This window comes from Paenibacillus sp. WLX1005, from assembly GCF_046603685.1.
Lineage (GTDB): Bacteria > Bacillota > Bacilli > Paenibacillales > Paenibacillaceae > Saccharibacillus.
This window is the reverse complement of record NZ_CP176756.1, coordinates 3,924,673-3,938,971: the sequence shown is the minus strand read 5'-3', so window position 1 is coordinate 3,938,971 and position 14,299 is coordinate 3,924,673. Positions and strand designations below refer to the sequence as shown.

Annotated in this window: 10 protein-coding genes; 5 read left to right on the top strand and 5 right to left on the bottom strand. The window is 46.2% G+C overall.

The window, feature by feature from the left end; translation table 11 throughout:
- Positions 1–35 precede the first annotated feature (35 nt).
- Together ACE3MZ_RS16755 and ACE3MZ_RS16750 are read right to left on the bottom strand one after the other, a co-directional pair.
- Complete coding sequence (locus ACE3MZ_RS16755; protein WP_411343274.1) at positions 36–1,811, bottom strand: hypothetical protein; 1,776 nt, start codon at positions 1,809–1,811, stop codon at positions 36–38.
- A 221-nt stretch (positions 1,812–2,032) separates the two neighbouring features.
- Positions 2,033–2,950, bottom strand: coding sequence for a sulfurtransferase (locus ACE3MZ_RS16750; protein WP_411343273.1), 918 nt, complete (start codon positions 2,948–2,950; stop codon positions 2,033–2,035).
- A 277-nt stretch (positions 2,951–3,227) separates the two neighbouring features.
- Here ACE3MZ_RS16750 and ACE3MZ_RS16745 point away from each other — a divergent pair, with 277 nt between their 5' ends.
- Positions 3,228–4,079 (top strand): alpha/beta fold hydrolase, encoded by an 852-nt coding sequence (locus tag ACE3MZ_RS16745; protein ID WP_411343272.1) that lies wholly within the window; start codon positions 3,228–3,230, stop codon positions 4,077–4,079.
- 379 nt (positions 4,080–4,458) lie between these two features.
- Here ACE3MZ_RS16745 and ACE3MZ_RS16740 read toward each other — a convergent pair whose 3' ends face one another.
- A complete protein-coding gene (locus tag ACE3MZ_RS16740) occupies positions 4,459–6,051 on the bottom strand; it encodes a methyl-accepting chemotaxis protein (RefSeq protein WP_411343271.1) in 1,593 nt (530 codons plus the stop codon).
- A 390-nt stretch (positions 6,052–6,441) separates the two neighbouring features.
- Between ACE3MZ_RS16740 and ACE3MZ_RS16735 the strand changes: the two genes are divergently transcribed.
- The 4 genes from ACE3MZ_RS16735 to ACE3MZ_RS16720 all read left to right on the top strand — a co-directional run bounded on the left by ACE3MZ_RS16735 (position 6,442) and on the right by ACE3MZ_RS16720 (position 12,209).
- On the top strand, positions 6,442–8,082 hold the full coding sequence (locus ACE3MZ_RS16735; protein WP_411343270.1) for a hypothetical protein: 1,641 nt from the start codon (positions 6,442–6,444) through the stop codon (positions 8,080–8,082).
- Between the two features lie 229 nt (positions 8,083–8,311).
- On the top strand, positions 8,312–8,977 hold the full coding sequence (locus ACE3MZ_RS16730) for a restriction endonuclease (protein ID WP_411343269.1): 666 nt from the start codon (positions 8,312–8,314) through the stop codon (positions 8,975–8,977).
- Positions 8,978–9,171: 194 nt separating this feature from the next.
- Positions 9,172–10,164: an ABC transporter substrate-binding protein gene (locus ACE3MZ_RS16725; protein ID WP_411343268.1), complete on the top strand. Its 993-nt coding sequence runs from the start codon at positions 9,172–9,174 to the stop codon at positions 10,162–10,164.
- Positions 10,161–12,209 (top strand): iron ABC transporter permease, encoded by a 2,049-nt coding sequence (locus tag ACE3MZ_RS16720; protein WP_411343267.1) that lies wholly within the window; start codon positions 10,161–10,163, stop codon positions 12,207–12,209. The genes ACE3MZ_RS16725 and ACE3MZ_RS16720 overlap by 4 nt, the downstream gene beginning before the upstream one ends.
- A gap of 80 nt (positions 12,210–12,289) precedes the next feature.
- Here the strand turns inward: ACE3MZ_RS16720 and ACE3MZ_RS16715 are convergent, their stop codons facing one another.
- Complete coding sequence (locus ACE3MZ_RS16715; RefSeq protein ID WP_411343266.1) at positions 12,290–13,300, bottom strand: DMT family transporter; 1,011 nt, start codon at positions 13,298–13,300, stop codon at positions 12,290–12,292.
- 166 nt (positions 13,301–13,466) lie between these two features.
- Entirely contained in the window at positions 13,467–14,168 is a 702-nt protein-coding gene (locus ACE3MZ_RS16710; RefSeq protein ID WP_411343265.1) for a response regulator transcription factor, read from the bottom strand.
- Positions 14,169–14,299 lie beyond the last annotated feature (131 nt).

Here is a 14,299-nt window from a genome sequence, read left to right as displayed (position 1 = left end):
CTATATGTCTAAGTAATCTTGAAAATTTTCCGTAATTAGGATTTTTTACGAGAAAAAAAACTAGTTTGCTTTTCTTCATAAAGAGTTCTTTCAATTGTTGATAATATGATTGCAGGGTTTATTGGAGCAATATTCATAAATATTTGAACTTCTAACTCTTTGAAATTTAATACATTTCCAAGAAAGCCATCTTTCGATAGCCATTCTTCAATAAGATTTTTTGCAATTTCAGAATTATGTAATAAGCCTAAGCGTTTAGAAAAAGATAGTTTCAACCGGTCTGAACCTTTATTTAAAAACACATCACTAATTAAAGTAGAAGGTATATTTTGAAGGGCTCTATCAGCTAATCGATTTGCAATGACAGGAGGTAGAACTGCTCTCCAATTCCCACGTTGTTGAACAAGATCTCTACGCTTTAATTCTCCTGATTGAGCGTATAGATCATTACCATTTAAACTAGTTAATGATCCAAGTAAAGCTAATTCATTTTGTTCTAAGTCACTTATATCAATGCTAAATGAATATACTAATGAACAAACTTCAGCTGCTCTAAGAAGCGTATTATCTGGTGTATTTCTTTGTTGGAATAATCTTTCAAATAAGTCGCTATCTCTTAACCTTGAGATGTCGTCGTCCCGTTCAATAACTTTTGCTAATGCAATGGCAATTCGCGCATTCCCTCCGGAAAATTTAGCAATAAGTTCTGCTCCCGAATTATCTATATGAGAGAACTGATTTGAAATGATTTTTTCAATTATCCCATTTGAAGAAGGTTGTAAACGGAAAACCTCGGTTTCTTCTGGCTGATCATCTTTAACATCATACTCTATGGTAAGTAAGCTAATTAAACTTCCACTAGATGTACATAAAGAAGTTAGTCGTTTGTGTAAATCAGGAGGACAATTATCAACGATTAGAGTCAAAGGCTTTTTGAGTGCTATTAACCTTTCCGCAAAGTTACGTGGGTCAGGAAGCGGGGAGTCTCCTAAATCGGTATAGAATGCTTGTGAAGGATTAAGAGCATATTCGCCCAATTCTTTTTCAAATAATGCTTGCACTAAGCGGGTTTTTCCAACACCCGATAATCCTATCAATCGAATAGATGAGCCTGGTTTAGAAAGTATTGTTCGCATCCCATTTATACCATCTAAAATTGAAGAACCATTATTTACAGAGTTACTTGCTATATTGTAAAGGCGGATATGCTCATCTAAAAAATATTCATTATTGTTGTTTACTGTTGTATGAGTCCAGTTCCCAAATCCTTTCCATCCTTGAATAGGATTACCGGTTTTATCATGTACCCATAATATTAAAGCAGGATGCATACGTACCCAATTCGCAATTCGCTCACGATCATAAAAATCAATCTTTAAATAGCCCTTAGTATCGTCTTTTTTAATTGCTTCTTTTATAGCCAGTCGTCGATTAGCTAATGCAGTATCTGAAGTTGAACCTTGACTGCTAACAATAATATATGCTCCCTTTTTACGTATTAATTCTTTTATAACTTCTCTTAATTCTCCATCTGGTTTCATTTCTTTTAGGATTGCTGCTCTAGGCATATCAGGTTTTTTTACTTGAAAACCTGTAATTGATCTTGGTATATAGCCATCTTTATGTAATGATGAAAATACCTCTACACGAACATCAATACCGCCATCTGCGGCATTTTGATCACCACCATATGTAACTCCCATTGTTGGAATATTTATTTTATATAGTTCTGCTTCGCAAAGTAATCCTATCAAAGTTCGAAGATCAGTATCATTTAACGAACTAATATCTTGTCCTGTGATTTCCAGCATTGTGTTACCTCCGAATTTAAATGAAATATATTACATTATTTGAATTTTAATCAAAATATTATTTATATACAATGATTAAATTTTCTGATTTATGCTAGATAGAGATTAGAACTACAATATGAAGAAGTGTAAAGTAGAAGTTCGCTATATCAATCGTAGCTGTCGATAATTTAATGCGAAAAAGCCCACTCAGCATGTGGGCTTATTTCTCTTAAAGATCATTATTTATCTCCCCCAGTCGCAATCGGATTCTCCTCATAACTAATCCAATCACTCCAGCTCCCCGTATACAACTTCACATTCTCAAATCCAACCTGCTTGAGCGCCAGTATATTCGGGCAAGCCGACACACCAGACCCGCAATACACAATAATCTCCGCTTCTTTATCCAAACCAGCAAAATGCTCTTCCAACTGCTCCTTCGATTTCAAACTACCAGTTTCCGTCAACACATCCTGCCAGAAGAAATTTACAGCACCCGGAATATGTCCGGCTTTGCTGTACATCGTCTCTTCCAATCCCAAATAGCGGTTGCGTGCGCGGGAGTCGATCAATACGGTGGAAGCAGCTGTATCAGCATTGCGAACTTGCGTATTGCCAGTATGTTCAGCATTCGTATTCTTTCCTTGCGTTTGACCAGATAACCTTTGCGACAATGGACGGACGTAGTCAATATCCACCAGCAAACCCTCTTGCGGACGAGCTTCAAAGGTTTTGGGTACGACGATCGGTTGTTCGTCTGTAACTGGGAAACCAGCTTTTTTCCAAGCGCTAAAGTCCTGCTCCAGTATGTACACCTGAGTATGACCGAGATAGGTCAGCGTCCACCACAAACGGGCAGCATACATGCCATTGTTATCGTCGTAAATCACGATGCGGTCGTCTTGGCTCAGCCCGGCGCGTCCTAATGTTTTGGCGATGTGTTCCGCTTCTGGCATGGGATGGCTTCCACCGTGAGTGCTAATTGGGGAAGAAAGTTCTTCCTTCAGATCAAAATAAATGGCGCGCGGGATATGTTCTTCGTTATATTTTTGGCGACCAGCTTGTGCGTCGTTTAGCCAGAAGCGGCAATCGGCGACGACGAGATCGGGTTCGTACAGGCGGGCGAGCAGCCATTTGATGGATACGGTATTGGACATGGGAGTGGCTCCTTTCAGATGGTGGTTCATGGTCAATACATTCGTTTGTTAGATCTAGCCCATATTATAGCAGAAAGGGTTGCGGCAGATGAACTGTGTAATATGGATGGATCATGTAGGGTGGAAATGTGGTAGATAATTCAAGTTAAGACGTTAGATTTTATTGCTTTTGCACGGGCATGGTATACTAGTTGAGCAGCCAGCAAACGTGTGTCAGCAGGCGTGTGTCTGTCTGGCATGTTTGCTTGGAAATGGATGTAATTCAAGGAGGATACATATGGTTCGCGTACAGAGACATACGATACAGTTACAGCAGGTAAAGTTATTTTATTTGGACACACATACAGAAGGGAAGCCAGTCATTCTGTGTCTGCATGGACGATATGGTAGAGCAGAGACGTGGACGGAGTTTATGCAGCGTTATGGTGAAGATTACCGCATCATTGCGCAGGATCATCGGGGGCATGGGCTGAGTGATAAGCCGCTGGGACGGTACACAGCGGAGGAACTGGCGGAAGATGCGCATCAATTGCTGCTGGCGCTACATATCTCGGCTGCAATCGTCATCGGGCATTCGTTGGGTGGACAGGTGGCGGCTTATTTGACGACGATGTATCCAGAGCAAGTGCAGGCGCTGGGAATTCTGGACAAAGCGGCGTTTGGACCGGATGTGCGGGTGGAGATTCCATTAGAGCAGTTGCCGGACGTCGATCCGGTGACGGCGGATTGGCCTTTGCCTTTTGCCAGTCGGACGGAAGCAGAGCAGTATTTGCGGGCGACGCAGGATACGGAAATTAGCTGTCAGTATTTTATGAAAAGTCTGATGGAGACGGAGGAAGGTGTAACCTTTTTGTTCAGTCGGCAGGCGATGGCAGCAAATATTCTTCACAATGTGAGCTGGTATCATATTCTATCGCAGTTGGATTGTCCGACTCTGCTCATTCGCGCGAAAGACAGTGAATCGTTGCCGGATGAGGAGTGGGAGAAGATGACGACTTTGGTTCCTCATGCACTGACGTATGAGATGACGACTAGCGACCATAACGTGCATTTGAGTGAGCCGGAGTTGTTTTATGGATATGTAGATGAATTTTTGACGCAGGTGCATCGTTCTATTGATTCCAAATGACTATAAGCATTACCATAGTTTAGCAGTTAGCAGTTAGCAGTTAGCAGTTAGCAGTTAGCAGTTAGCAGTTAGCAGTTAGCAGTTAGCAGTTAGCAGTTAGCAGTTAGCAGTTAGCAGTTAGCAGTTAGCAGTTAGCAGTTAGCAGTTAACAGTTAACGGTATGAGTATGTATATATAAGAAAAGAAGCGGATACCCCTTAATGGGATATGCGCTCCTTTTGCATTGCTTCGATATAGTATGCTGCGTATTGTAATTGCGAATAATTTGGGAACACAGACGTAGATCGCTTTATGAAAATACAAGCACTGCCACCATTGCAATCATGTTCCATCCATTCAAGCAGCCATCTTGCAGATTGCATACTCTGATCTGTCAGCTTTAGCTTGCTTGTTGGTCTACGCTGGTATCTTTCTTTTGCAAAGAAACGTTGGCATTGCTTGGTATAATGTTAGCAGGTGCATGGGTACCATTTGTAGCTACGTTTGTAGAATCTGCGGTATTCTCCGCTGACGATAATTCATCATCCAATACCAGCTCATTTAACCCTTGGAACAACACTTCCAATTCGGCAAAGCTATTCACCATATGCTGGGTCAACTGCTGTTGTTGCTCCATACTCGCCAGAATCTCTTCGGCAGCAGCACTGGATTGTTGGGTCATGCTAGAGATCTCAGTTACTTCGTGTACGACGCGCGCAGAGGAATCTTTCATCGTTGTAGAACTGCTCTCAATGTCGGACGCTTGGCTCAACACTTGCTGGGAGCTATTGTTCACGTTGCGGAATACGTCAGCAGCCGATTGAACGGATGCACGACCTTCTTGTAACGACGCCTGAATACCATCAAAACGCTCATTCAGATCGCGTGTACGTGCTTGCAAACGAGTCAGGATGGCGGCGATATCGGTAGCGGATTGACCGGAACTTTCGGCGAGTTTACGCACTTCATCTGCAACGACAGCGAAGCCTTTACCATGTTCGCCAGCGCGCGCAGATTCAATAGCAGCATTCAATGCCAGCAAATTGGTCTGGCGAGCGATATCGGAGATGCTGCTTAGCATTGCACTCATCGATTGGCTTTCTTCGTTGAATTTCTGCATATCGGTTGTTGCTTCGTTCATCATGTCGTGCAGCTGTCCCATTTGACCATTCAATTGCTCCATCCGTTGACTACCAGATTCGGTGCTGGATGTCATCGTGTCGGACAATTCTTTCATTTGATACGAATACGCAGCTACATCCTGAATATGACGGTCGGATACAGATAACGATTCGGAAATTTCATACACATTGTTTGCTTGTAATTCTACACTGCGAGCGACTTGATTGAAGCCTGCGGTCACTTCGGACGTGATGGTGCCAGTTTCGTTAACTTTTTGCTTCAATTGTTCGGTGAAGCGTGCCAGACCATGTACCGATTGGCGTACTTGCTGCATGATCTGCTCCATACGAGTTTGGGATTGGGCGATCTCAACCAAACGATCTTCGCTAGCTTGAAACAGATTACGATTGACGCGAGATACAGTAATGAAAATAATACCCGTTACGATGAACATACTGATATTAATGATGTCAGTCAGTAGTAGTGGTGTGCTGGCAGCAGGTGCAATCACAATATGCAGGATAAAGTATGCAAGTAATGTAGTGAATGCAATGTTGTAGTAGCGGCTAGTTGGATACAGCAGCAAAGGAGATACGATGAGCAATCCTTGCATCGTGCTGATCGATTCGATATTGACATAGATTCCGCTTGCAATGATCGCGATAGTCACAACCCAAGGAATGATATGAATGCCTTTTTTGGCAACATTCATACCGGTGATGATGCCGGTTACAACGATGGAGATCAGCGTGGATATCCACAGGGCAGGGATCAGGAGAGTGATGGCGGCGCTGATAGCAGTAATTGCCCACAGCATATAGCTGATCAGCTTGTTCCGCTGCCAGATGATTTCGGTATTGCGATTGATCATGAATAATCTTCCCTTCTCTACTTACTTATTCTGATATAGCTACAGGTATAGCTTGGTGGAAAAGCGGTCTGTACGGTGATGACTATGTACGTTGCTTCCATTGCATCATATCGACTTCACCTATATCGGACGTAAATCGGAAAAATGAATAGAAATTGGAAATTAGCTACTTAGCATTTGTCGGTGCAACTATTGGCTTCCGCTGTCAGTTCATTGTTGAGATTATAAAAATGCTATTTTACAATGAGAACAAAAGGTATCATTCAGGGTAAGAGTACTGTATAACGATTGCAATATGACAGATAGAACTGTTGTTTAGACATGATCGTCATCTTACCGGCATACAGCTAGAACTCCATACAGCCTATGTATATAGAGGAGGACATTTCAATGAAGACCGGATCCTATGCAAAGCTGACATTTGCGGATATTAAGCACAAGCTACCGGCTGAACGTCAGATTGTCTGGTGGAATAACAGACAACCTGAAGCTGTTGATGAGCAGACGATTTTATATTATGACGGTCATCTGGAACTGGATGTACTCAATCTGGATGATCCGCATACCGCCGGTTGGTTGTCCGATGATCCGATAGACGAGCACCTAGCAGGAGCAGCGCATCATCCACCTGTATTATTCGTAGATGGAGATTTGACCGTTCAGCGTCTGATTGCCAATGAGCATACACAGCGAGCGGGTGGATTGATTGTGCTTGGTAATCTATATACGCCGTATATGCTAATTGGTGGTCAGGAAGTGTATGTAACCGGAAATATGATGGCGGAGCAATGGTTCTGGGGTGATGGTCAAGGCAGCCTGACCGTTGATGGGGAACTGTCTACCGGTCTGCTGCTGCATACGGATAACTATACAATGAATGTGCGTGGCAATGTGCAGTGTAGCGCCTGTTGGCGCGATCTGGAGCCTGTTACGCCTTGGGACGGTGTCAATCGGCTGTCCGCGTTTGACGTCACCTGTGTGCAGGATCAGGATGGCGATCAGCCCCATCTGGATCGTGCTGGGATCATGACTTTGCTATTACAAGGTGAATCGGTATTGCAATTGGAGCGTGTTCGATTGCCAGTCATCCCCGTTATTCCGTTATTATTTGAAAATACGGATGTGAATCCTGTCAATATGCGGCGCGTTACAGATGCTTCGCTGCTCGGTATGCGTCATCCTGAAGATACGGCACCTTGTTATGAATTCTGGACGGATGAGTTGTTCGTACGCGGAGTCGCATATGGAGACGAAGGAATGGAAGGCTGCTTCCAAAGTATCTATATTCAGAATCGCGGACGACAGGCTGTCTTGCTTCGCAGTGAGCCAGTGGAGCAGCAGCGGAATATTTTACCGGGATTGTTGTCTGGCAATTCCGCTTATCTGTGGCAAGTATCACGTAAATTCCGCTATCTGGATGGGGCAGATACGGATTGGCATACGCTGAATCAGGGAGCGCCAAGCGTGTTCCACCGACTTGCAGAAGAGGGATGGATGACACTGCTGCAATCGGTATCCAATTATGAGTTTGCGCGTAATCTCATTCAGCCAGAACAGATCCGCGAATTGCTGGCTCTACCGCTGGCAGAGCCGTATGATGATTTCTATGATGAGCAGCGGCATGGATTGTGGCTAGGCCCGCTATTTATCGCGTTTCGGCAGCCGGGGGCATTGTTTAACGGTGAACCGCAAACGCCGCTGTTACGAATCGGTCGTCAGTATGAAGATGAGCACGGCATGAAGCATCATGAGAATTACTTCTATACGATCTGCAATCAGGCGGACGGCTCGCAAAGTGTGCAGATCGGCTACAAAGCGGATGAAGATCATGGACGCCGATTGCCGCTAAATTATACTGGTGAAGCTGCGCTGCATTATGCGGTGCCATTGTTCCAACGTGCGATGCGGGCATTGCGTCGGTACAATGATCGTTTACTAGCGGGAGAACTGCCAGAGTATGCCGCAGAGTTTGCTGTGGAATACTGGCAGGAGCACGGCGTGCTGGGTAGTATCTCATCTGGAACGCGCTAGTCATCCGTTTATTCAGCTTGCTCCACACATAGATTCGAAACATAGAACAAAGGCGTTCGGTGGGCTGTCGCATTTGGATGGTGGGAACCGGACGCTTTTGTCTGAAACGATCGCAGGTTCAGGAGCAAGGACAGGCTGTGCGGTTTCGCCGTTATCTGGTATAGTTACTCCGATCATGAGAACAGTCAGACTCCGACTACAAGAGCAGTCCGAAGAAAGGAATACATATATGATGGAGCAGGCAGCGCATTTATGGAAGGAACAACCGATCTGGATCATAGTAGCGGCGGTTGTTGTATTGCTACTAATGATCGTGTGGATCATACGTGCGATTCGTCGTCATGTGGCGCGGTTGCGTCGTCTGCGGCTAGACCCACGCCGGATTACGATTGCTGATATTGATGAGATGGAAGGCTGGGAATTTGAACGTTATTTGCACCGTTTATTTAGCGAATTGGGATATGACGATGCCTACAAAACAAAGGATAGTAGCGATTACGGCGCAGACCTTGTATTTACCGATCGACTTGGTGTGCGCAATGTGTTGCAGGCAAAGCGTTATCAGGCAAGTCAGGCGATTGGGCTGGATGCAGTGCAGGAAGTGTATGGATCGATGCGCTATTATCAGGCAGAGCGCTCATTGGTACTGACGTCCGCTGAGCGATTTACGGGTTCGTGTCAGACATTGGCAGGCGTGAATGAAGTGAAACTGCTAGGACGGGATGATCTGTTGTTCGTGATTCGCTGCTTCAAAGCAGGGCGCTATGATGAGGCGATGGATCTGATCGAGAGCGAAGCTGATTTTCTCACCTCACCTTGGGAACAGGAAGAGCAGCAGTCAGAACCGTTACAGGCATTGCTGCGTACAGGTAAAGGCGCTAAAGGACGACGCTGACTTCATAGCGTCGTTTTATTTTATATGTAAGAGATCATAGTAGTAGAGCAGATTGCCCGATAGCGAAGATTATGCAACGAACTATGCAGATGATTTTAGCGATTTGCATTGACAAAGTACCTTATTCACTTCATAATCCATTATTGATAATGATTATCATTATCTTAATAAAGTTACATACAGGGGAGAACACGATGAATAAAAAATGGGGTTATTTCATGCTGCCACTGGCGTTTACGCTGGTGCTAGCGGGTTGTGGAACAGCAGGCAATTCGGCACAAGAAAGTCAACCGACAACTGCAACAACAGAAAATACGGCTGGACCGGTTACCGTTACGGATGATCATGGCGAAGTGAAGCTGGATCAACCGGCTAAACGTGTCGTTGTACTGGAATGGACATTTGCCGAAGATCTGATTGCTGTTGGCGTACAGCCAGTAGGTAATGCTGATACGGCTGATTACAAGCTGTGGGTAACACCTGATGCAGCACTGGATGCTAGTGTAACGGATGTAGGGACGCGTGCGGAACCGAATCTGGAAGCAATCGCTGCACTGAAACCTGATCTGATTATCGAAACGTCGGATAATACGCCAGCATTGTACGATCAGTTAAAAGCGATTGCACCAACGCTGGATTATAATATGTATAAGGACAAAGGATACGATTATGATCGCATGGTTGAAGTATTCAACGAAATTGCCAAAGCAGTAGGCAAAGAAGATCAGGCGAAGCAAGTACTAGCGGATCTGGATACTCATTATGACGATGCCAAAGAACAATTGAAAACAGCGGGCAAAGAAGGTATGCATTATGCGCTGACGCAGGCATTCACTTCACAAAATGCTGCCAGCCTCCGTATGTTTACAGACAATTCGGTCGTTGTGGATACGTTAGACAACATTGGTCTCGTTAACGATTGGAAGTCGGATCAATTTGAACAATATGGTTTCTCTACCGTTGGGATCGAATCATTGTCCAAAGTGAAGGATAGCAGTCTGCTCTATATTGTACAGCCGGACGACGATGTATTCGGTGCTCCGATGAAAAACAATTCGGTCTGGAATCAGCTTGATTTTGTAAAAGAAAAGCGCACGTATGCGCTGGATGGTACAACATGGACCTTTGGCGGTCCGATTTCTTCTAAAGTACTGGTAGATCAGGTCGTTGGAGCGGTCACGAAATGAGTTCCGTTTCACAACTGCAACCGGTTCAACACTGGCGTGTAGTAAGCATCTATGGGGGCGGCATTGCCGCTCTCATCGTGCTTTTTTTTATAAGCTTATGTTATGGAGAGGCATCGATTCCGCTGCATACGGTCGTCTCGGCTTTGACCGGACGTGAAGGTACGCTTGAGCACAATATAATATGGGATCTGCGTATTCCGCGTACGACGATGGGGATTTTGTCTGGTGGGGCACTCGCTGTCGCCGGGGCTTTGTTGCAAACGATTACGCGTAATCCGCTGGCGGCATCGGATACGCTCGGTATTAACGCAGGAGCATATTTTGTCGTTGTGCTGGGTACGGTGATGTTTCCGGGATTACTTCATCAGTCGCCCTTTTTGTTCGCTTCGCTGGGTGGTTTGTTAGCAGCAGGTGCTGCTTATATCATGGGCGGTGGGCGTACGTCTAGCCCGGTTCGATTGGCGCTGTCCGGTATGATTGTGTCGATGCTGCTAGGTTCTTTTACAAGTGCGTTGCATATCTTTTTTGCTTTTCAGACACAAGGATTGTTTCTGTGGGGCTCCGGTTCACTTGTCCAAAATGATTGGAGCGGGGTGAAATATGCGTGGCCGTGGGTAATCGGGATTGGAATGCTTGCTATCGTACTGTCACGACAGTGGGATGTACTGGATCTCGACGAAGCAACCGCATCTTCACTAGGACAAAAGGTAGCTGTCGCACGAGCTGGTGGACTTATCATCGCCGTATTGCTGGCGGCAATGATCGTCAGTGTTATCGGACCGATTGGATTCGTCGGTCTGGTTGCACCGCATCTCGTTCGCTTGAGCGGTTTGCGTTCTCATCGCTGGTTGCTGCCAGCGGCATTTTTATGGGGAGCGGTGCTACTTACGGGTGCAGATGTACTCGCCAAAATGGTGCGTAATTCCAGTATGGAGCTGCAAACAGGAGCTGTAATGGCGATTATTGGTGCGCCATGTCTGATCTGGCTGGTGATGACCCGGATGAAGGCAGCGGGTGGGGCAGGGGCGTCGTCCATGAGTGCGGGTAGCGTTAGACGGCGTTTGCCGTTTCCGCTGCTGGCGAGTTTGTTTGTGATAGTTACGCTGTTGATTATAGTAGGCAGTACGATGTTTGGTGGGCTGCGCATTCCACCAGGTGAGCTATTGTCATCGCTGTTCGGTTCAGAAGGGCTGTATTCGGCGATTATCCAGTTACGTATTCCGCGTACACTGGTTGCCGCCGGAGCAGGCGCAGCGCTGGCGATCAGCGGCACATTGATTCAGCTTGCTGTACGCAATCCGCTTGCAGATGCCTCTATTGTGGGTGTGTCCTCTGGAGCAGGGTTAGGTGCGATGCTGGTGATCATTATGTGGCCTAGTTTGCCGGTGTATTGGATGCCACTTGCAGCGATTATTGGAGCGGCGGTGGCGGCGATATTGATCTTTTTCCTATCATGGAACAAGGGGTTGAATCCATCGGCTGTTGTGCTGATGGGGATTGCAATCTCGGCGATTGCCGGAGCGGGAATTCAGATTCTAATCGTGCGTGGTGCATTGTGGAGCAGTATGGGCTATATCTGGCTGACTGGTAGTACGTATGCACGTACATGGCAGCAGGTGTGGACGATTGGTATGTTCCTGCTGATTCTGGTGCCAGTTGCTTGGTGGTTGGCACGGCGCTTTGAGTTGTTGGTGTTCGATGATCAGAGTGCAGGTGGACTTGGATTAGCGGTACGTCGTACACGTCTATTATCGATGACAGTTGGCGTGCTGCTGGCAGCCGGAGCAGTCGCTTGCGTGGGCACAGTCGGCTTTATTGGTCTGATTGCGCCGCATATGGTGCGACTACTAACCGGACATCATCTGCGACAATCGATGTTTTTATCAGCATTGACAGGGGCGCTAATGCTGGTGCTGGCGGATACGATTGGACGTACGGTGATGGCTCCGGCAGAATTGCCATCCGGCTTGTTAATTGCACTAATCGGCACACCGTACTTCCTGTATCTCATGTATCGCTCCAACTGGCATCGACCGCTACAATAAGTACTGGATGATACAAGCAAAAAGCTTCCCATTTCGCTATATCAGCGGTAGGGAAGCTTTTTATTGTACGGTAACATCGTTTATTTTTTGCTGATTTCGGCTTGAAGAGAGCTGGTGGTGGCATCTGATGAACCGGATATATCCGAATCGTCGCCGGGTTCGTGCTCAGGTGCCATAATATCCGGTGGCACGAGCGTTTCTTCTTTTTCATTGCCGAATTGGATGAAGATCCAGACGCCGATCAGAATGAGTGTACCTGCACCAAGCTGCATGCCAGTCAGTGCTTCGCCCAGTAGCCAAAATGCCAGTAGCGAGGAGAAGACAGGTTCGCCGAGTACTGCCATCGATACGGCACCTGCGTTCATATACTTGAGCAACCAGTTGAATAGATAATGCCCGAACAGTGTTGGCACCAGTGCTAGCAGCCAGAATACGCCCCAGTCGCGTGCATCGTATCCGGTAAATGGAACATCGTTAATCAGATTATAGACAGCCAGCACAGTTGCCGCCATGAAGAACACCCAGAAATTGTACACCAGTGCATCCATATGCGCCCGTACCTGCTTGCTGATCAGCATATGGATAGCGACGGCAATTGTACCGAAGAATGACAGCATATCGCCTTGAAAAGCCGTACCGGACACTTTAAAATCGCCCCAGCCAATCGCAATCGAACCGATAACCGCCAGCGCCATTCCGATAATCATGAATCGATTCGTGCGCGTCTTGAATAGAAAGTACGATCCGATCACAACCATAATCGGCTCCAATGTCAAAATAACGGTCGAACTGGCTACCGTGGTCAGCCGTAACGAACCCATCCACAGTAAAAAATGCAGCGCCAGCATGATGCCAGACAATGCCAGCATTAGCCACGCGCGTAGCGGAATATTCAGAAGTGCACGGTAATGCCGTAGCGCCAGCGGCAATAGCAGCAGATCGGTGAGATAGAGTCGGTACATTGCGATTGCCGATACATTGGCATCCGACCAGCGAATAAAGATGGATGAAAACGAGATCGCAATAATGCCGATCACATACAACAATTCAAGCGGAACCCAGTGTTCCCGCTTTGTGATTACCTGAGTCATTGGTACATTCTCCTATACTGCTTATCAGCGGTTGTCAACGTGATCAAAACGTGGTCAAAATAGAAGGGCGATCATGAACCGATCGCCCGGTATATCCATCGTCGTCCGCGGTAAACTGCGCATCGACGCGTATCAATATTGTGTTTCCTGATTGGAAAATGCAGGGTTATTCCGCTACCTGTACATATTTGTACCCTGTACCCCAGACGGTCAGGATATGTTCCGGGTTTTTTGGATCGCGTTCGATTTTTTTGCGTAGATTGGAAATATGCACATCAATCGTACGATCCAGATACGCACGGTCGCCGCCTTTGATCCGATCCATTAACTCGTTGCGGGTAAATACTTTGCCCGGTGAATTGTGCAGTTCTTTCATAATGGCAAATTCAATCTGGGTCACTTCTACTTCCTGATCCTCTACAAACAAACTGTGTCGGTAATCATTGACGGACACACGATTTTGCGTATTGCTGGTAGACAGGCTGTATCCGTTCATCCGGTGCAAGTCGCTACGACGCAGCAGTGCCTTGATGCGCGCATCCAGCTCTTTGAGACTGAATGGCTTACACAAAAAGTCATCTGCGCCGCTTTCTAGTGCTTTTAACCGTTCGTTGAGCATCGTATTGGCTGAGATCATCAGCACGGGTACGGTCGATTGCTTGCGAATTCGCCGCACTAGCTCACTGCCGCTCAGATCAGGCAGCATCAGATCGGTCACGACAATATCGGGACCATACTCATCGATCAGCGCTAGCGCTTCGCTGGCATCGTGAATCAATTGGGTATCATAGCCTTCTTCCTGAAGGAAAAAGGCGATCATATCGGCAAGACTTTTTTCATCTTCAATGAGCAAAACTTTGGTAGGCATTGCTGTCACTCTCCTGTACGAAAATTAGGGCTGTATCGAGGTGGAATATAGGATGTACCTTTGAATTTGTATATAAAGTAATCCAATTCGGTCCATGATACGAATCTTGGAAGATGCAAGGAAACAGGTTT